Source organism: Ardenticatenales bacterium (assembly GCA_020634515.1).
Lineage (GTDB): Bacteria > Chloroflexota > Anaerolineae > Promineifilales > Promineifilaceae > JAGVTM01.
Genome location: JACKBL010000004.1, coordinates 570,820 through 591,079, shown reverse-complemented (window position 1 = coordinate 591,079; position 20,260 = coordinate 570,820). Strand labels below are relative to the sequence as shown.

Here is a 20,260-nt window from a genome sequence, read left to right as displayed (position 1 = left end):
GATGTGGCTGATAATGTCGCCTGAAAATACAGGAAATAAACCATTCAGTCAAGCCATTTGCCTATAAAATCGCTTCACGGTTGCCTGGCAGTAGGGTGCGGCACACTTCTCCTTTCCGTTTTCACCAAATCAATCGCAACATGGACACATGATGTGCGCATAGTTGCAGCGGGTGGGCTTTGATACAAGCCCCCTGTGCGGGTCTAATTCTTAATGATGATCATAAGAATACTTGGGTACGCTATGATTGGTTCGATTAATATCTAAAGGCACCTGGAGTAAGCAAAGAGAATACAGCGAGTGGGCACCCGTCACGCGCTCGGTCTTTCATCGACCGCTGATCGAGCCAGGCATTGGGGATAATCGTTGCAAATGAGTGAATTGTTCATTCAGCACGCAGGCTGCCGAGGAGCGCAGCCGTTTTTTGCTATCTCCTTGTATTGTTTCGCAATGGACAACTGATCCGATGTTGACCGCCTGGTTTGTGCCTTCTTTTGCCGGCATCGTCGCCTGTGCCCCCAATGTTCAGACACATCCGTATTCCCACCGGCTTTTCTGTAACCTTTTTCGTGTAGGACTGCTGTTAGGAGGAGTAACCCATGTCCAGAGAGTACATCAAGGTTGGTGATAAGCTTTTTGTGGGGCGGGTGGAGGAACAAAAGCAATTTTGCGGCGCTCTTACTGATTGGGTTCATCTACCTGCCAAAGAATCGTTGCCCTACGTTTGCCTCATCTATGGGGAGGGGGGCATGGGCAAAACGTTGCTCGCCCGGCGATTCCAGGACATTGCCCAGGATGAAGCGCCGTTCGTCGGCGAGTTTCAAGCACTGTGGATTGATTGGGAAGACGAGCGCAAAAAATACCCTGGCTTGCAGGTGGGGCGAGACCAGATCAACGTGGAGACGGTTTTTAAGGTGATCCACGCGGCCGGCGCGCGACAGAAATGGGGCCGCCAGTTCTCCGCCTACCGCAAGGCGATCAAGCAGCGCCAGGACGCGGCGCAGCAGGTAGCGGAAGTGATGACGCGCGGCGATAACTGGGGGGAACTGGACGCGCTGCGCTCGCTCAGTGTGGATGCTCTGGCGAAGATTGTACGCGCGCGCCTGCCCATTATTGGGGATACGGGGGAACAGGTGGTGGAGTCTTTTCTGGATGCCGGCATTCGTCTCGGCGTCGAACAGGCTGTCAAACTACGCACCCTCATCGAAAACCAACTGCGGGCGCAGCTCAAAGGCGACCACTACGACTACTTCCTCAACCCCAACGAACAACTCGCCCTCGCCCTCGCCCGCGGCCTCTACAATGTCGGCAAACGACAAAAACTCCTCATCATCCTCGACAACTACGAAATTATCGACCGTGCCGACATCTGGCTGCGCGCCGTCATCCGTGCCGCCGGTCCCCAGGTCCTGTGGCTCATCTGCACTCGCAGCGACCTGCTGCAAAGCCGACAGTTTGGCAGCGAATACTTCAACGGATACGCCGACGACTGGCCGCGTCACCTCCTCGCCTTCCATATGCGCCCCCTGGCCATCGACGACATCCGCGCCTACTTCCGCGCCAGCGTTCCCGAAAAACCGATCAGCCGCAAAGAAGCAGAAGCCATTAGTTGGGTCACGCGCGGCATTCCCCTGGCCATCCGCGAAGCCGCCGACATCTGGAAAACGGGCGCATCTCTGCATGAAATCGTGGGCGACATCACCGATAACACGCCCGGAACCCAGATTGTGCGCAAACTGACGGACCGCTATTTGCAGCACGTTGTTGCCGAAAGCGACCGCCAGGCTCTCTATGCCCTGGTCCTGGCCCGTGGCAGCGTCGAACTGCTGCGCGCCATGCTGCAAACGGATGAAGACAATCCCCTCGATCTGGAGGCCCTCCTCCGTCGCCTGGAGCGGGATTATCCCTCCGTCCACGCCGACCGCGCCCGTTTGCACGATGACCCCGCCATCTTCTTCCGCGAATTCTTGAAAGTGGACGTGCGCCGCACCAGCCCGATGGTTCGCGGCCTCAATGACCGCGCCATTGCCGCCTTGCAGGCGCACCTGGCACAGTTGGAGACGGACCTGCCGCGATTGGAAGAACGCTGCCAGGATGATACCTGGCTGCAAGCCACGCTGGCCCTCACCGACCACCTGTTTTGGAATAGCTCCGCCGCTGCCTGGCGCTGGCTCATTCCCCGCTACGTCGAAGGCCTGGCCTACAACCCGGACCTGAGCAACAGTCTGCTGCACGTCGCCCAGGCGTGGCGCGGCAGCCTCAAAGAGAGCGAACGCCGCCTGGTGGCCGTCCTGGAAAATGCCGGCAACGACGAGGCCGCCTGGTTGCAGTTGCTCACCCATCTACAAAGCCGTGGTTGGTTGGAAGGAGATGGGGCGGCGAATCGCCTGGCCATTCTGGAACTTTCGCAGGGGGACCAGGCGTATCGACAGGCCCAGTATGCGGCGGCGCTGGCGGCGTACGACCAGGCTGCCGCCCGCCTGCCGGTTCCTGAGCAGTCATTGCGGGCGCGGCTGGCGGATGGCTATGAAGCCGTCGCCCGTCATCTGCTTCTTGGCTCCGCGGCGGCGTCCGCTACTGTACCACCGGCGGCCATCGTTGCCGCCTTGCAGCGAGTGACGACCTGGTTCCCACAACGCCCTCGCGCCTGGTATTTGCTGGGCGTGGCCCAGGCGCGGGCCATGCACCAGGAAGAGGCGATTGTCAGCCTCAACCAGGCGGTGGCGCTCGCCCCGGACCAGCCCGCCGCCTACAATGCGTTGGGCGGTTTGCACCTGGCGCGCCGCGCCTACGCGGAAGCGGAGACGGCTTTCCGGCACACGCTGGCGCTGGCGGAGGACAACGCCGTGGCCTGGAATGGGTTGGGCGAGGTGTATCGCCAACAGGGGCAGGTGGATGAGGCGCGCGCGGCTTATGAGCAGGCGCTGACGTTGGTCCCGGATCTGACGATGGCGCATGTGGGTCTGGGGCAGTTGTATTTGGAGCAGGGGGATTTTGCGGGGGCGATGCCGGCATTTCGCCAGGCGCTGCATCGTAATCCCGCCAATGCCGTGGCCTGGTGCGGCCTGGGAAACGCCTACCACGGACAGGGCGAAGCCAATGCCGCCCTCGTCGCCTACCGCAAGGCGATCCAGTTGGACCCCGCCTTTGCCCTCGCCTACGTTGGCCTGGGCCAGACCTTGCGGACGCAAAACAAAGTCGCGCAGGCCACCGCTGCTTTTCGTCGGGCCATTCATCTGGACGCCCACCTCGCCCAGCCGCGTATTGGCCTGGCCGATATTCACGCCGCCACCGGCCAATGGGCGCAAGCGGTCGCTCAGTACGAACAGGCCGTGGACCTGGACCCGCGCGCGGCGGCGGCGTATCATGGCCTTTCGCTGGCGTACCGCGCCCTGGGGCGCTACGCGGAATCGCTGACGGCTCACGAAAAAGCAGTGGAATTGGCGCCAGACTTTGCCTACTCGCGCGAGAATCTGGGAGATGTGTACCTGGCATTGGGGCGCAACGCGGAAGCGGCCACGGCCTACGCAGCAGCGGCAGCGGCAGGCGAGGCTACGCCGCGTCTGTACACGAATCTGGGGGACACCTGCCTGGCTTTAGGGCGTCGCGGGGAGGCACGCGATGCCTACCAGCACGCCCTGCGGGAGGACCCGCGCAATCTGGCCGCCAATCGCGGCCTGGGGCGGATTTATCTGGCGGAAAAGAACGCGGACAAGGCACTGCGTGCCTATCGACAGGTGCTGGCCGTGGATGGAGATGATGCGCGGGGGCATAAGGGCGTGGGGCGCGCCTACGTTCTTATGAGGCAGTTCACGCGCGCAATCGTTGCTTTTCGCCGGGCGGTTGAGCTGGTTCCGGACAGCGCCGAGGCGCATTATGGTTTGGGGCAGGCGTATCAGTTGGATGGACAAATGCCGGCAGCGCGCACTGCCTACGAAACCGCCATCCGCCTCAATCCCCGCTTCGCACCCGCCTACGTGGGGGTCGGGGGCGTGCTGGTCCAACTGGGGCAAAGCGACAAAGCCATCGCCGCTTACCGGCAAGCCATCAGCCGCGACGCCACCGCGGCTGCCCCGCATGTTGGTCTGGGTCGGCTCTACGCCACTCTGGGGCGTCACGAGGAAGCGGAAGCCGCCTATCGCCAGGCGCTTCTGCTCGATCCCCAACATGTGTCCGCCCATCAAGGGCTGGGCGACGTCTGCCGCGCGCGGCAGCGTCCGCTAGAAGCCCTTGCCGCGTACCAGGCGGCAGGCCAGCTTGCTCCCGATGATGTTGCCCTGATCAACGCTATCGGCGAGATGAACGGCATATTGGGGCGTACGGGCGAAGCATTGGAAGCCTTTCTGCAAGCGCTGGCCTTGCAGCCACAAAACGCCACCGCGCATACCGGTCTGGGAGACGTGTACGCCGCCCTTCGTCGCCCCACGGAAGCGATCAATGCGTATCAACTGGCGGTGAAAGAGGAGCCGACGCACGCGCGCGCCTACGTGGGGTTGGGCCAGGTTTATCGCCGCCTGGGACGCGCCGACGATGCGCGCACCGCCTACCAACAGGCGCTGAACATTGACCCGACGTTGGCGACCGCCTACGATGGCCTGGGTCGTTTGCGCCTGGAGGCCGGGCATTTGCAGGAGGCGGAAGACGCATTCCAGCAAGCCGGCCGCCATGCGCCCGATTGGAGCGATCCGATCAATGGTCTGGGCGCGGTTTATCTGCGCCAAAAACGGTATGCGGAAGCGCAAGATGCTTACCAGCGCGTGCTGCGTCTCGACGAGACCAACGCCGCTGCTTGCAAGGGGCTGGGTGACGTGTATCGCGCCCTGGGCCGCCTGAAGGAGGCGCTGACCGCTTACCAGGAGGCCATTCATTTGGACGCCGCCTATGCCGCGGCCTATACGTGCATGGGAGATGTGCAGCGGAGCATGGGGCATCGGGAGGCGGCGCGCCAGGCGTATGAGACCGCCTTGCAGTGTGATCCCACGGATGCGGTGGCCTGTTTTGGATTGGGAGAAACGCGGCAGGCGTTGGGACAGTTGCCCGCGGCGGCGGAGAGCTACCGTCAGGCGCAAGAACTACGCCCATCCTGGGTGAATCCACCCGCCGCGCTGGGACCGCTTTTGGCCCGATTGGCGCAACCGCGGGAGGCAATCGTCGCTTTTGAGCGTGCCCTGGAAATTGACCCGAACTGGCCGGTCGCGTATCCCGTTTTGGCCGAGCAGTATCGGCAGGTAGGGCGTTTGGGCAATGCGGCGGCGGCGTATCAGCAGGCTATTCGCCGCGATCCGGGGCAGGGAGCGCTGTACGCGGCTTTGGGTGAGGTGTATGCGGCGCTGGCGCAGCAGGAGAAGGCGGAGGGGGCGTTCCGCGAGGCGTTGGCGCGTGGTTTTGGCGAGGCGTCGGTGTTTGTGGGGTTGGGGGATATTTTCCTGGCGCAGGGGGATGCGGAGCAGGCGCTGGGAATGTATACGGCGGCGCTGCAGCGGGATGCCGGCATTACGGCGGCGCATTATGGTCAGGGGCGAGCGCACGCGGCGGCGGGACGGTTGGCGGAGGCGTTGGCGGCCTATGAGGCGGCGTTGGCGTTGGATGGGGAGATGGCGGTGGTTTATGCCGGCATCGGGCACACCTACCACGCCCTGCAACGCCACCAGGAAGCCCTCGCCGCCTATCAAGAAGCCTTGCGCCGCGACCCCACTTCCATCCCCCCGGATGCCCAGGGGGATGTCTACCTGGCTTTGCGGCAGTATGACGAGGCTTCCCGCTGTTACCAGGTGGCCTTGTTGGAAAACGCGCGTCATGTGGGCGCAAATGCCGGCATGGGTCACACCTACCTGGCCACCGGACGGCTTGACGAAGCCCTCGCCCACTTCCGCCAGGCCATCGCCGGCGATGCGCGCCACGCCTCGGCCCACGTTGGTCTGGGCCACGTCCATGCCATCCAGAACGACGCCAAAGCAGCCCTCTCCGCCTACTGGCAGGCATTACAGATCGATTCCGACAACCTGCCCGCGCTCAAGGGCCTGGGCCGCATCGCCGCCGCCCAGGGAGACGTTGCCCGCGCCTTCAAGTCATACCGGCGCGTGGCGGAAATGGCCCCCACGGACGGAGAAGCGCAGCGTGGACTGGGCGATGCCGCCCTATCGCGGGCGGAATATGTGCTCGCCGTAGATGCTTACCAGCAGGCTGTCAACCTCCTGCCACAGCCGGAGGCCCCGTACCTCGGCCTGGCCCAATCGCTGGCTCAACTGGACCGGGTGGAGGAGGCGCACGCCGCCTTCGCCGCCGCCGTTGACCAAAACCCCACGGAACCACGCGCGCACTATGGGCTGGCGGAAACCTTCGCGGCGCTGCGCCAATACACGGACGCCGCCGCGGCCTACCAGCAAGCTATCACGCTGGACCCTGAGTATGGGGCGGCCTACTACGGCCTGGCCAGGGTCTATTTTGTCCTGGGGCAATTCGCGGATGTGGTGACGGTACACCAACAGGCGTGGGCGCTGGGGATGGACCACGCGAATCTGCACTGCGAGTTGGGCTGCGCCTATCACCAACTAAACCGCCACGATGAAGCACTGGCTGCTTATCAGCAGGCAGTGGAAGTGGATCCGAACCACGTTGCTGCCTGGATAGGACTTAGCAGCGCCTACCTTGCCCTGGGGCGCCATGAAGATGCCCTGGCTGCCTGCCAGCGAGGGTTGCGGCTGGACCCGGACTTCGCGCCCGCGTATTGCCAGTTGGGCCATGTGCAGCATTCCCTTGGTCGCAGCTACGATGCGTTGGTTGCTTATGGGCGGGCTGCCGAACGCCAGCCCGACAACGCCGAACCCTACCGGGGCACAGGCCAGGTCTACGCGGCCCTCCGGCGCACCGGTGATGCCATTACCGCCTACCGGCGGGCTATTGACCTGGAGCCGCAGCATGGCCCAACCTATACGATGCTGGGCGCTTTGTACCTGCGGGCCGGGCGGATGGAGGAGTCGCTGGCTGCCTACCAACAGGGGGTAGCTCTGGCTCCGCGAAACCCCACTGTTCATAGTGGTTTGGGGCGTGTCCACCTATGGTTGGAGCAGATAGCGGAGGCGGAAGCGGCTTTTCAACAGGCGCTGGCGTTGGAGCCAGGCCATGCCGCCGCGCTTCTGGGGATGGGGCAGACGCAGGCACGCCGGGGGCAGCACGCTCAGGCCCTGCAATGGTATGCTCAGGCGCTATCGTTGACCCCGAATGACGCGGAACTGCACGCGGCGATGGGGGCGTCTTACACGGCATTGGGGCGCGCGGAAGAGGCACGCCGTGCGTACGAGCAGGCCCTTGCCGACGATCCCCAACACGCGGCGGCGCAGAGTGGACTCGGCGATCTCTATCACAGCTTGGGTATGATGAACGAAGCGGTGGCGGCGTATCGCCAGGCAATTCAGATCAACCCGCGCCTGGTAGCCGCGTACATCGGCCTGGGGCAAGTCTATGAGTCCACGGAGCGGCCCTTTGACGCCCAGACGGCCTACCAGAAAGCGCTGAAACAGACGGGACCTGGTCATGCCGGCGCATATCGTGGTCTGGGTAGTGTGCTGGCGGCGCAGCACCGCTCGCGCGAGGCAGCGGCCGCTTACCAACAGGCCATTGCCTTGAATCCCCAGGATGGCGCATCCCATGTGGGGCTGGCGGCGTTGCACCTGGATGCCGGGCGGATTGACGAGGCCCTGGCCGCCTACGAACGGGCGCTGACCCTGATCGGCGATGATCCCACCGTGTACAGCGGCCTGGGGCAGGTGTACATGCGCACGGGGGAGACGAACAAAGCGATGACGGCTTTCCAGCAGGCGTTGAAGCTGGCGGAAGGGCATGTGGGGGCGCTGGTGGGGCAGGCGGAACTGCTGGAAGGGGCGCGGCGGCCACGGGAGGCGCTGCAACTTTATTTGCAGGCGCTGCGCATGTCGCCGGACAACGCGCAGGTGTATGGCGGATTGGGACGGGTCTATGCGACCCTGGAGCGCGGCGACGAGGCGCTTGCCGCGCATTTGCAGGCGGTGGAGTTGAACCCGCGGGATGCAAAGCTGCACTATGGTCTGGGAAACTTGTACTTGCAAATGGAGCGGTTGGACGCGGCGATGGCGGCGTACCAACAGGCGAGTGTTTTGAATCCACGGTACGCGGCGCCGCAGGTCGGGTTGGGGCGCGTGTACAGCCTGTTGCAACGTCCTTTTGACGCGGTGAATGCGTATCAGCGGGCGATTCGCCTGGGTGAGGTAGATGCGGCGGCGTATCGGGGCCTGGGGGATGTGAGTACAGACCTGGGACGCCTGGACGATGCTGTGACGGCCTATGAGCAGGCGTTGATGTTGGATCCGGATGATGTGCTGGCGCGTTTTGGTCTGGGCCATGCGTATCGGGATCAGGGGGCGTTTACGGAGGCGGTGGCTGCCTATCTGGAGGTGACGCGGCGGATGCCGGATCATGCGCAGGGGTTTGCCAACCTGGGGGATGTTTACAATACGAGTGGGATGTTTGTGGAAGCACGAGATGCTTATTTACGGGCGATTGCGTTGGATGGAGAGGATGCGTTGTCGCGGGGGTCGCTGGCGGGGTTGTATCGCCGGCTGGGGGAGGCGGCGGCGTATGAGGAGCAGATGCGTATGGCGCGGGTGCTGATCGCGGATGCGAATGAGTACAATCGCGCTTGTCTGGAGGCTATTGCCGGCAATGTTGATGAAGCGTTGGATTTGTTGCACGTGGCCCTGGAAAAACACCAGGTGCAGTTGGAATGGGCGCGCCGCGATCCCGACCTGGACGGGATTCGCCATCATCCACGCTATCGCAAACTGATGGGGGAGAGTGCGCCGTTGGCGCAAGAACCGGCGACGAAATGGAATGGGAACAGTTGAGGGAACGATTGGGGTGTGGCGAAATCCACATAGGGTGATCGGCCCTGTGGGCTGACTGGAGCCGCCACGCCAAAAACGCCAGTGGCCTGAAAACAAAAAAGATAGCTCACCGAGCTATCTCTTACGTGAAGGTGACTGAGGAGGGGGATTAGCGATTGGTTTTCGCGGCCAGGGAGGCAAACAGGGTTTTGCCGGCAAAACGGCGAGATTCGACGAATTGCCGGCATTCTTCCACCGACCCCACCCAACCCGTTTCATCCCATTTGGCTGATTGTCCCGCATCCGCGTGCCAGACAGCATATTCTCCCCGATCGTTTTTCACAACCTTGAATTGCTTGCTCTTACCACGAAACATTATCTCTCCTATGTCTATCTGCCGTGTCTATACCAGGTGACGCATTTTTGCAGAGTGCCGCATGACGAAAACGGTGTTCATGCGTGTGTCGCACCTTTGGATGATGAGTAGTTGCACGATACCTACATTATGGCGAAAAACGGGGAAAATTCCGTAAAGTCCTCGTGAAATTCAGCAAAAGCGTGAACCGGGACGCAGCCAGGCACGGAATGACGCGGAGAGAACTAGATCGGCATTATCTATGTGATTTGTGACCGTTTGTATTCCAGTTTCCAGATGTCAGGCCAGGCAGAAGGTTCGGCCCACAAGAATGTAGTCATTGGCATCGAGCAGTGTAACGCAATCCATTTTACGCACGGATTTATGGCGTGCGTATAGGACCATAGTCCGAGATGGGTAATCGGACGGATGGGTTCAATCCGCCTGATGGGAAATAACGGATGTGCCGGGAGGTTTCTTGCTTGTTGGATAGTCCAAAGCCAATTTTGCACGAACCCTAATCATTTACGGATAGGCCACTGGGGACGTTCTCTGGCACGGCGGCGGTCTGATCCAGGGCGGAGGGGGAGGTGAGGGCGTAGAGGAAGGCCATTAACTGCCGCACCTGCGTGTCGGATAGCTGCTTGGGCGTGGCGACGAGTGGGTCCAGGCCGTTTAAGAGCGCCTGGATGGTGGCCTCATCTTCTTTGCAGGTGGCCTGTAGAATGGGCATGAGTTGGCTTTCGTTGTAGTTGCGCAGATAGGCGACCGGGTCCAGATGATGGCGTACCGCATCTTCTAGTGAGCGATACGCTCCGTTGTGCATCCAGGGGCCGGTGAGGGCGACATTGCGCAGCGGGGGCGTGCGGAAAGCGAAGAGGTCTTGCGGAGCGTTGGTTTCCAGGTAGCGGCCAAAGTCGTATCCTTCTTCGTTTTTCTTGCCCGGGCCTAATTGGGGCACGCCGATGTTGTAGTATTGCTGGTCGGTGAGCAGGTTGCCGCGGTGGCAGCGGGCGCAGTCGGCTTCGCCATAGAAGAGGAGCGCGCCGGCTTTGGCTTCGTTGGAGATGGCGGTTGTGTCGCCGGCGACGTAGCGGTCCCAGGGGCTGTCGAGGAAGGTGTAGGTGGCGATTTCGTAGGCGGCGATGGCGTTGGCGGCGTGTTGGAAGCCGAGTTGGTCACGGGGGATGTCGGGGTAGGCGGCCTGGAAGAGGGTGTCGTATTCAGGGATGGCCAGGAGGCGGAACATGAGGGCTTTCCAGATGGCGGGGAGGTCGTCGGCGTCCAGCAGGGCGATTTCGTTGATCTGGCCGTTGCCGGCATAATCCCCCTGTGTGCCGCGCATTTCATCTTGAGAGGTGACGGGGAACATCGCCTGCGCCGCCAGCACGCTGTCCAGGCCGGGGGGGAGGGCGTCGCCCGCGGGCGTGACGAAACCGGCGGCGGGGCTGCCGGAGACGCGCCCATCCCAGAAGAGTTGGTTCCACTCAACGGCGCCGCGGTTGAAGATTTCCGTGGCGTTGCGCGGGACGAGGGCGCGCCCGTCGCCCATGACGCGGGCTGTGCCCAGGCCTTGCCCGCCCGTGCCAAAGGAGATGGAGAGGCTGTCGCCGGTGTGCAGGAGGGGGTGGTGGCAGGTGGCGCAGGAGATGTCGCGGTTGCCGCTGAGTTCTTTGTCGAAGAAGAGGGCTTCGCCAAGTTGGACTTTGGCGGGGTCGGGGGCCGGGCCGGTGTCGAGGGGAGAAATGCCGGCATCAACCAAAACCGTCCGCAGTTGTTCATCCAGAGATGGCGACGCGGTTAGCCTGCGCATGGCTGTGTACATCAGCCACCCGCTCCCGGCCAGGACGACGGCCACTAATAAAATGAAAAGCGTTACTTTGCTGATGAAGGCGCCGTTACGGAACATGACGAAACCATCCTTATAAATGACCATCGGCCTTGTCGCGGCGACATAGGTCGCGCGTGAAGCAACGAATGCCAGTCCATTTTGCCCGACTTCGCCTGCCATGTCAAAGGAAGGGAGGATAAGCGACGGAGTGGCCATCCAATGTCACCCTGTTAAGGCGTAGCTAAAAGAAAATAAGCAAAAAGTGGGCGGAAGAAGCCAATTGCGCCACAATTTATCGATAGGCTGGCGCATCGCCGACCGACCGCTTTTTACCACTGACCTCTATCCACTGTCTTTCATGGGGATAATCATGATGCGTAACAGACTCTATTGGCGTAGAAGACGATGGGCGCGGCGCGCCTGGGCTCGTCCGGGCATGTGGCGCCGGCGCGGTCCTGGCTGCTTTGGCTGCGGCTTTGTTCTGCTGATGATGTTTCTCATGCTCTTGTTGCTGCGCGTCCTCCGTTAACGACCCCCCTTCCCGGAAACCGTTTTGCGGGAAGTTTCTTGCAGGAGTTCTTCCATGCTGCTCAAATACTTCTACAACCAACAACTCGCGCACGCTTCCTACATGGTTGGCTGCCAGGCCACCGGTGAGGCGCTTATCGTTGATCCGGGGCGCGACGTAGAGATATATCTGCGTGCGGCGGAGCGTGAGGAGATGCGGCTGGTGGGTGTGGCGGAGACACACATCCACGCTGATTATGTGTCCGGCGCGCGGGAGTTGGCGGCGCGCGTGGGGGCGCGGCTGTATGTGTCGGATGAGGGGGGCGCGGATTGGAAGTACCAGTATGTGCAGGAATACGCGCATCAACTTTTGCGCGATGGCGACACGTTCATGGTGGGCAACATTCGCCTGGAGGTGATGCACACGCCCGGCCATACGCCGGAACACATCTCCTTCCTGCTCACGGATACGGCGGGCGCGGACAGGCCGATGGGCATATTCACGGGGGACTTTGTCTTTGTGGGGGCCGTGGGGCGGCCTGATCTGTTGGAAAAGGCGGCGGGTATTGCCAATACGTCGGTTTTGGGGGCGCGGCAGATGTTTCACTCGCTGCGTCGGTTCCGGCAGTTGCCGGATTATGTGCAGGTGTGGCCGGCGCATGGGGCGGGCAGCGCCTGTGGCAAGGGGTTGGGATCGGTTCCCTCCAGTACGGTGGGGTATGAGAAGTTGTTTAACGCGGCGTTGGGGTATGAGGATGAGGAGGCGTTTGTGCATATGCTGTTGGAGGGGCAGCCGGAGCCGCCGACTTATTTTGCGATGATGAAGCGGGTGAATAAGGAAGGGCCGCGGATTTTGGGTGGGATGTTGGATGTGGGGGAAATGCCGGCATCCACCCTCCCCCATCTCCTCCACGCCAACACCCCCATCATCGACACCCGCGCCGCCGACGCCTTTGCCGCCGCACACATCCCCGGAACCCTCAACATCCCCCTCGCCGACCTCGCCGAATGGGCCGGCTGGCTGCTCAACTACCACGACCCCTTCTACCTGATTGCCGACGCCGACGCCCTCGCCGACGCCGTAGGCAGTCTGACCTACATCGGCCTGGACAACGTCGCCGGCTACTTCCCCACCGCCATCATCGCCCAATGGCGCGATATGGGCCATCCCGTGCAATCCTACCAACCCGTTAGCGCCGACCACATTGCCGACCGGGTGCTGCGCGGGCAAATAAAAGTCATAGACGTGCGCGCCCAATCGGAGTGGGATGAAGGCCACATCCCCGGCGCGCGCCACATCATGCTCGGCTACCTGCCAGACCGCGCCCACGAACTGGTAAACGGAGAAACGCTGCTCGTCAACTGCCACTCCGGCAGCCGCTCCGCTATTGGGGCCAGCATCCTGCAAGCCCGCGGCGCAGCCAACGTCCTCAACCTCAGCGGCGGCATACTTGAGTGGACCGCCCACGGCCTGCCGCTGGCAAACGACTAAAGCCAATCCAGAAAAAAAGTGGTCCAAGGGGATGATTTTCTGGATTGGCTTGAGGCTTTTTCGGTAACGGGTCAAGGACGCATTCGCCACCCGTCAAATACCACGCAGCTTCCCCATTCGTTGCCCCAGGCTCAACTCCACCACACCGAAAGCAAAATAAACCGGCTGCAGCCAGTGGGAGAGGCCAATCCACCACACTTGCGCCACAATCCACAACATCAGCAACCCGCCCAGCGCCATCGCCGCTTCCGCCGCATAACGGTGGCGGCGCAGTGTCAGCATACCCCCCAGCAGCGTGCCCCCGCCGATCACGACCAGCAAAACAAGGCCTGGAATGAGATAATCCGCAAAGGGTGACCGGGACAGCCATGCCAGTGGCAGCCCTAAATTGTCTCCGCTGGGATCCAACACCAATCCCAGACCACCGGCCACTCCGCCCAGGCCAATAAATGACTGAAAAGCGGCAACGACATAGATAAACCACCGGTCTTGTCGCGTTTTCTCGTTCATCATTAGACCTCCTTTCCTTTTTAGATTGGTCCAATCCCCAGAGAGCGTACGCCCTTAACCCTTGAGCACCCCGCCGCGATACGCTTCTAGCAGCGCCCGCAAGTCCGCGATGTGCCGCCGCGCCGCCCGGCCCTCATCCGTATCCTTCACCCGCAGCCGCGTCGTGTTCGCTTCCAGGATGCTGGTTTTGGAATGGATGTCTCGCGCTTCGTCAATCGCCTTCTGCGTGGACTCAAATGGCTCGTGCGAGGCCAGCATCAGCCCGTAGGAGTTGAAAATGAGCGTGTAACCGGCAATTCCCGTTTCCTTCTGGTATGCCCGCGCAAATCCGCCATCAATGACGAGCAGCTTGCCGCCGGCCTTGATCGGGCTTTCTCCTTTTCGCACCTTCACCGGCACGTGCCCATTGATGATGTGCCCCGTTTCCGGGTCCAGGCCAAAGTGTGCCAGAATGCGCCGCGCCGTCTCTTCCCGGTCGCGGAACTGGTAATATGGATTCATGCTTTCTTTGTGCGTGGCCTTGTCGGCGATGAAATATCGTTCAAAAGTCGCCATCTTGTCTTTGCCGAACAAGGGGGAGTGGGAGCCGCTCCAGAGATACCACATGGCGTCCAGGCCATACTGCTTTTGCGCGGGGTCGTCGGCGAAGTAGCCCTGCCGCGCCAGCATGTCGAAGCGATCCATATACGATTGGACGGTGAATTCCTGCCCCTCAGTGCGGAAAACCCAGAAGGAGCCGTCGTGGTGCATGGGGATGCAGCCGTGGTAGAGGAGGTTGCCGTTATAGACGAGGTACATGCTGCCTTTGCTGTAGAGGAAGCGGATGTGCTTCTGCAGCCGTTCGCTGTTGGCGAAGGAGAGCCGCAGTCGCTCCATGACCATCTCTTCGCGCGCGGTGAGGGCGTAGGGGTCTTGCGGGTCGATGGTGGGAAAATGGCTGTCCAGCAGCGGGTGTTCCTGACCGTCCAGGACGACGACGCCTCGTTCCAGGTCCAGCTTGTCCAGCAGGAGGCGGTTTTCCATGCGGTAGTGGGACCGCCGCCGGATGATGTGCGCTTCCAGTTTGAGTTGGATGATGGTGATGGCCTTGTGCATTTGGGCCATCAGCCGTAGTTCGTTTTCCGTGTACTCCGCCGCGTTGGCGAGTTGCGGGTGAAACAGGGCGCAGTCGTCGTGGCCGTAAACGTCCACGGCAAAGGAGGCGAGGGGCAACATGCTGATGGCGTACCCGTTTTCCAGGGTTTCCATGTTCCCGTAGCGCAAGCCGATGCGGATGACGTTGGCGATGCACGCTTCGCTGCCGCCGGCGGCCCCCATCCACACAATGTCATGATTGCCCCATTGGATGTCCAGCGAATGGTAGGCCATGAGGGTGTCCATGATGTTGTGCGCCCCCGGCCCGCGGTCGTAGATGTCGCCGATGATGTGCAGACGGGCAATCGCCAATCGCTGGATCAGGTAGGCCAGGGCGGTGATGAAGGTGCGTCCCTGGCCGGTGTCGATGATGGTGTCAATGATGGTCTGGTAATACTCGTGTTTGTTTTCGATTCCTTCCTGTTCGTGGAGGAGTTCTTCGATGGTGGCGGCGAAATGTGCCGGCATCGCCGCCCGCAACATCCCCCGCGTATACTTAGAAGAAACCACGCGGCAGAGGCGAATGAGCCGAAACAACGTGATACGATACCATTCGCCCGCGTCGGAAACGCCCCGCAGTTCGTGCGATAAGGCCTGCTCCGGGTAGTAGATGAGGGTTGCCAGATGCCGCCGCGCCAGTTCCGTCAATTCGTTGCCAAAGTGCTCGTCAATCTTGCGTTTGATCGACCCCGACCCGCTGCGCAGGACGTGGCGGAACGCCTCATACTCCCCGTGGATGTCGGACAGGAAGTGTTCCGTTCCTTTGGGTAACTGCAAATTGGCCGTTTGGTTGATGATCTCCGTGGCCGCCGCTTGAATAGAGGGATACTGTCGCGCCAGCAGTTGCAGGTAATGTCGTTCTCGTTCTTCCATGTGCTTTCCTTCGTTGTGTCTGGAAATCCCGGGCCAGATGCCTGTATAATAGCATAAACCGGACCGTTGCCAGGAATGGCGTGCCGGCATCAGGAACATCATTTCTGCGCCGGTCCTCACCCACGGAGGTTCCCATGAAACGGTATTTCACCCTCCTTGCCTTACTCCTCGTTCTGGTTGCCTGCCGCGCTTCCCCACCCATCACCCCCACCACCGCGCCCACGCCCGCCGCCACGCTGGCCCCCGTCACGCCCGTGTCCCCGGAGCAGTGGGACGCCCTCGACCCGGACGCCCTCTTCGCGCAAATCTTCGCCCAAATGCTGCGCCGTGATCCCGAATGGGCCACGGAACTGGGCCTCGCCGATGCCTTTGGCATTCCCCAGGACGAATTGACCAACGTCTCCCCCGCTTATCAGGAGGAAACGTATCAGCTTGCTGCCGGCAATCTGGCCCGTCTCCAAGCGTTGGATCCCGCCACGCTCACCCCCGCGCAGCGCGTTTCCCGCGACATTTACATCTGGCTGCTGGATGATCAGGTGCGTGGTCACGACTTTGCCCTCCATGATTATCCCGTCAACCAGGTGTTCGGCATCCAGAACAGCCTGCCCACGTTCATGGCTTATGTTCACCCACTACGGCATTTGCCAGACGCGCAAGATTACGTTGCCCGTTTGGCGCAGGTAGGCGTCAAATTCGACCAGGCTATCGTTGCTTTGGGGGTACGCGCGGATGCCGGCATGATTCCACCCCGATTCGTTTTTGACCGCGTGCTGGCGGAAATGGGCAGCATCACCGGGCAGCCCGCCGCGCAGAGCCTTTTCTACGCCGAATTCCACCGCCGCTTGCAAGAATTGGACAACATCAGCGCCGCCGACAAGGAAACCATCGCCGCCGCCGCGCTGGCGGAGGTAGAAAACACCGTGTATCCCGCCTATGATCGCCTCGCCGCCACCTTGCGCGAGCTGCGCCAGCAGGCCACCACCGACGATGGCGTCTGGAAGCTGCCCAACGGTGACGCCTACTACGCCTACGCCTTGCGCCATCACACCAGCACGGACCTCACCGCCGCCGAGATTCACGCGCTCGGCCTGCAAGAAGTGGCCCGCATCCAGGAAGAAATGCGCGACCTGCTGGTGGCGCAAGGCTTCTCCACCGACCTGGTGCGGGGCACGGGGCAGATGTACCAGGCCGGCGGCGGCATCTCCATCGCTTCCCAGGCAGACCGCGACGCGGCGATTGCCGCTTACCAGTCGGCGATGGACCGGGGCATGGCCAAGATGGACGCCGCGTTTAACCTGCGCCCACGGGCGGCGCTGCAAATCGTGCCCGTCCCCGATTTTCGCGGTGGCGGCTCCCTCGCCTACTACAACGCCCCGCCCGTTGATGGCTCCCGTCCCGGCTACTTCTCCGCCAACCTATCCCAGGGGCGCTTCATCTCTTTCGTGGAACTGCCCACGCTGGCCTACCACGAAGGCGTGCCCGGCCATCACTTCCAGTTGTCTATTCAGGTGGAGGAGACCAGCCTACCTACCTTTCGCCGCGCCACCGTCCTCACGGGCTTCGCCGAGGGATGGGCGCTCTATGCGGAGCGGCTGGCGGCGGATTATGGCGTCTACACAGACGACCCGTATGGGGATTATGGTCGCCTACAGGCGGAGTTGTTCCGCGCCGTGCGCCTCGTGCTGGACACGGGCATTCACGCCCAGGGCTGGACGCGGCAGCAGGCCATTGACTACTTTGTGCAGACGATGAACTGGCCGGAAAGCGTGGCCGTCGGCGAGGTGGAGCGGTACATCGTCTGGCCCGGGCAGGCCGTGACGTACAAAGTGGGGCAGCTCACCCTGCTGCGCCTGCGCGACCAGGCGCAAACCGCGCTCGGCGGCGCCTTCGACATCGCCGCCTTCCATGACCTCATCCTGCAAAACGGCAGCGTGCCCTTCCCCATCCTGGAGGAACTGGTGACGGATTGGGTAACGGAACAATGAGGGTGACGCGGAAAGCCTGATCCGACAATGTGAGGCATAATGGGGATCGCCCCGAAGGGGAGATGAATACACCGAAAGTCTACATGCCGTCCTCATGTTTTGTGCCAGGAGATTGCTATGAAACGTCGATTGCTTGTTTTGCTGCCGCTGTTGTTAGGAGCCGCGCTGGTGGGCGGGGTGTGGCGCGGGTTGGCAGGCGCGCCGCCGGTGGCGGTTGCCGCGCCGCGCACGGATTACAGCGTGGCGGACAGCGATACGTGCGGCAGCGGCGTGACGTTTCAGTGGGTGGATGCCACGGGAGGAACGCGCTGGGACCTGGACGCGGGCGATCTGGATTTGCCCGATTATGTGTCCGTGACGCTGCCGCTGAGCCAGAGCTTCACCTTTTATGGCGAGGCGTATGATCATGTCTGGTTCAACGACTTTGCCACCGTGCTGTTTGGGGACGACAACCTGTACGACGACGATGCGCCCAGCGGCATCCCGCCCATTCCCAACGCGACGCCACTGGACCCGAACGGGGCGATTTACGCCGCCTGGGGGAACATCTATTTGCACACGTTTGATGACCCGGACGCGGCTGTGTACACGCTGCACGAGACCAGCCAGGGGCGGAACTGGTTTGTGATTGAGTATTACAAGTATGAGAATCTGTTAGGGGCCGCGGATACGTTTGAGGTGATCCTGGACCTGGATACGGGGGATGTGCGCGTGCAGTATCTGGCGATGTCCAGCGCGCTTTTCGCGGTGGCGGGGATTGAGGATCAGACCGGGAGCGCGGGCATTTTGTATGTGGATACCGGGGTGCCGGCGGAAAACGCGCTGCATGATGGTCTGGCGGTCTGGTATGGCGTGGGCGAGATGCCGGCAGTGGCGGGTGTGTCCATCACGCCGGAGGCAGAGGGCGTGGGGGAACCGGGGCAGGCGGTCACGTATACGCTGACGGTGACGAATACGGGGACCGAGGCGGACAGCTTCGGTTTGCAGGCAGGGGGCGCGTCGTGGCCGACGACGCTCTGGGATGCCACGTTCACGAATCCATTGACGGAGACGGCGGCGCTGGCGCCGTGCGAAAGCGCGGACGTGGGGGTGATGGTGACGTTGCCGCCGAATCCGGTGATTGGCACGGATGTGGCTTTTGTGTGGGCGGCGTCGCGGTTGGATGCCGGCATCATCGCCACCGCCACCATCAGCACACGCAACAGTGGACCCGGCGTCAACGTCAGTCCGGCGCAAACGGGGGGTGGGCTACCCGGCTCCGTGATCACCTACAGCGTGGCCGTGACGAACACCGGCGGGGTAGCCGACCAGTATGCGCTGAGTTTGAGCGGGTTTAGCTGGCCGACGGCATTTGCGCCGCCGATGACGCAGACGCTGCCGCTGGTGGCGGGCGCGGCGCAGACCGTATTGGTGACGGTGACCGTGCCGGCAAATACGCCCGTGGGCGTGGCGGATGAGGCCGTGCTGCTGGTGTCGTCGTGGCAGAATGATGGCGCGGAGATCGCCACCACCCTACGCAGCGTGGCGTTGGCCGCGCCCGCGGCGCTGCTCTCGCCGGCACAGACGGGCCTGGGCACGCCCAAGGACGTGGTCACTTATACCGTCTGGCTGACGAACACGAGTACTTCGATTTACGATTATAATGTTTCGTTGACGGGGGCGGCGTGGGAGGTGGGGTTAATGCCGGCACTCGACCACACAGGCCCCCTGACCACCGGGCAAAGCCTCTCACTGACTGTCGTCGTCAGCGTGCCCCGGGAAGCCGTAGCCGGGACACAAGATACCGCCGTGCTGGCGCTATCCACCCCCGTGGACCCCGCCTTTGGCCCGACGACAACCGTGACCACCGTGGCCGCGGCGGATCCCTCGTTTGACATTGTAGCCGTTGGTGGAGGCGCGGGGCGTCCGGGCGGGGCCGTCACCTACACCGTGGGGCTGGAAAACGACGGAAACATCACGGACACATACGCGCTGTTCCTGTCCGGCAACACCTGGCCGACGCAGTTCAGCCCGCCGATGACGGAAACGGAGCCGCTGGCTCCGGGCGGCGTCTTATTCTTCCAGGTGGTCGTCAGCGTCCCTCTGGGGACGGCGGCGGGTGTGACGGATACGGCGCTGCTGGAAGTGGCGTCGCTGGGATTCAATACCCTGTTTACGACGACGGCGTTGACGTCCCAGGCGGCGACCGCGCCGGCGATCTGGCTGCCTGCTTCCCTGAGTGGGGGCACGGTTCCCGGCGGGATGGTGAGCTACGTTATTACGGTGACAAATGCCGGCAACATTTCGGATAGTTACACCATGACGTTAGCCACCTACGGCTGGTTCACGCAGTTCGCGCCCCCGTATGCGGGCGAGATGGCGATTCTGGCGGACATGGCCGTGGGCGAAAGCCGCGCGCTGGTGGTGACCGTGGTGCTGTCGCCGCTGGCGGAGATGGGCGCGGCGGATACCGTTATCTTGCGCGCGACTTCGGCGACGGACCCGGCCATCTTTGCCGTGACGCTAATTATGACGGAAGCCACGCAGGGCAGTCACCAGCTTTACCTGCCCGTTTTTGCGCGGCGTTAGTCGGGTTCGGTCGGCGCGTAACATTTCGTGTAGCCAAAGACAAGAAACACAACGAACAAACAGCCCGGCGTTGAAGGACAATGCCGGCATGGTGGCTTTTCGCGTAGTCAGTAACACCAAAAACAAATCCCCCACATCACCCATCAA

8 protein-coding genes are annotated in these 20,260 nt (G+C 62.1%); 4 read left to right on the top strand and 4 right to left on the bottom strand.

Annotation, left to right across the window (positions count from 1 at the left end; all coding sequences use genetic code 11):
• Positions 1–599 precede the first annotated feature (599 nt).
• Entirely contained in the window at positions 600–8,879 is an 8,280-nt protein-coding gene (locus H6650_13980; protein MCB8953112.1) for a tetratricopeptide repeat protein, read from the top strand.
• Positions 8,880–9,027: 148 nt separating this feature from the next.
• Here H6650_13980 and H6650_13975 read toward each other — a convergent pair whose 3' ends face one another.
• On the bottom strand, positions 9,028–9,234 hold the full coding sequence (locus H6650_13975; protein ID MCB8953111.1) for an MbtH family NRPS accessory protein: 207 nt from the start codon (positions 9,232–9,234) through the stop codon (positions 9,028–9,030).
• A 496-nt stretch (positions 9,235–9,730) separates the two neighbouring features.
• Positions 9,731–11,122 carry a cytochrome-c peroxidase gene (locus H6650_13970; protein MCB8953110.1) on the bottom strand — a complete coding sequence of 464 codons (1,392 nt, stop codon included), beginning with the start codon at positions 11,120–11,122 and terminating at the stop codon, positions 9,731–9,733.
• A 505-nt stretch (positions 11,123–11,627) separates the two neighbouring features.
• Between H6650_13970 and H6650_13965 the strand changes: the two genes are divergently transcribed.
• A complete protein-coding gene (locus H6650_13965) occupies positions 11,628–13,043 on the top strand; it encodes an MBL fold metallo-hydrolase (protein MCB8953109.1) in 1,416 nt (471 codons plus the stop codon).
• 93 nt (positions 13,044–13,136) lie between these two features.
• Here H6650_13965 and H6650_13960 read toward each other — a convergent pair whose 3' ends face one another.
• Positions 13,137–13,556, bottom strand: coding sequence for a hypothetical protein (locus H6650_13960; protein MCB8953108.1), 420 nt, complete (start codon positions 13,554–13,556; stop codon positions 13,137–13,139).
• 51 nt (positions 13,557–13,607) lie between these two features.
• The gene (locus tag H6650_13955; GenBank protein ID MCB8953107.1) at positions 13,608–15,560 is read right to left on the bottom strand and encodes a fructose-1,6-bisphosphatase; all 1,953 of its coding nucleotides are present in this window, start codon (positions 15,558–15,560) and stop codon (positions 13,608–13,610) included.
• Positions 15,561–15,694: 134 nt separating this feature from the next.
• Between H6650_13955 and H6650_13950 the strand changes: the two genes are divergently transcribed.
• Together H6650_13950 and H6650_13945 are read left to right on the top strand one after the other, a co-directional pair.
• Positions 15,695–17,545 carry a DUF885 domain-containing protein gene (locus H6650_13950; protein MCB8953106.1) on the top strand — a complete coding sequence of 617 codons (1,851 nt, stop codon included), beginning with the start codon at positions 15,695–15,697 and terminating at the stop codon, positions 17,543–17,545.
• 117 nt (positions 17,546–17,662) lie between these two features.
• Complete coding sequence (locus H6650_13945) at positions 17,663–20,113, top strand: hypothetical protein (protein MCB8953105.1); 2,451 nt, start codon at positions 17,663–17,665, stop codon at positions 20,111–20,113.
• Positions 20,114–20,260 lie beyond the last annotated feature (147 nt).

Excerpts from the sequence above, each read along its gene's own strand:
- H6650_13975 (MCB8953111.1), bottom strand. The coding sequence starts at position 9,234 with ATGTTTCGTGGTAAGAGCAAGCAATTCAAGGTTGTGAAAAACGATCGG.
- H6650_13955 (MCB8953107.1), bottom strand. The coding sequence starts at position 15,560 with ATGGAAGAACGAGAACGACATTACCTGCAACTGCTGGCGCGACAGTAT.
- H6650_13960 (MCB8953108.1), bottom strand. The coding sequence starts at position 13,556 with ATGATGAACGAGAAAACGCGACAAGACCGGTGGTTTATCTATGTCGTT.
- H6650_13950 (MCB8953106.1), top strand. The coding sequence starts at position 15,695 with ATGAAACGGTATTTCACCCTCCTTGCCTTACTCCTCGTTCTGGTTGCC.
- H6650_13945 (MCB8953105.1), top strand. The coding sequence starts at position 17,663 with ATGAAACGTCGATTGCTTGTTTTGCTGCCGCTGTTGTTAGGAGCCGCG.
- H6650_13965 (MCB8953109.1), top strand. The coding sequence starts at position 11,628 with ATGCTGCTCAAATACTTCTACAACCAACAACTCGCGCACGCTTCCTAC.
- H6650_13970 (MCB8953110.1), bottom strand. The coding sequence starts at position 11,122 with ATGTTCCGTAACGGCGCCTTCATCAGCAAAGTAACGCTTTTCATTTTA.
- H6650_13980 (MCB8953112.1), top strand. The coding sequence starts at position 600 with ATGTCCAGAGAGTACATCAAGGTTGGTGATAAGCTTTTTGTGGGGCGG.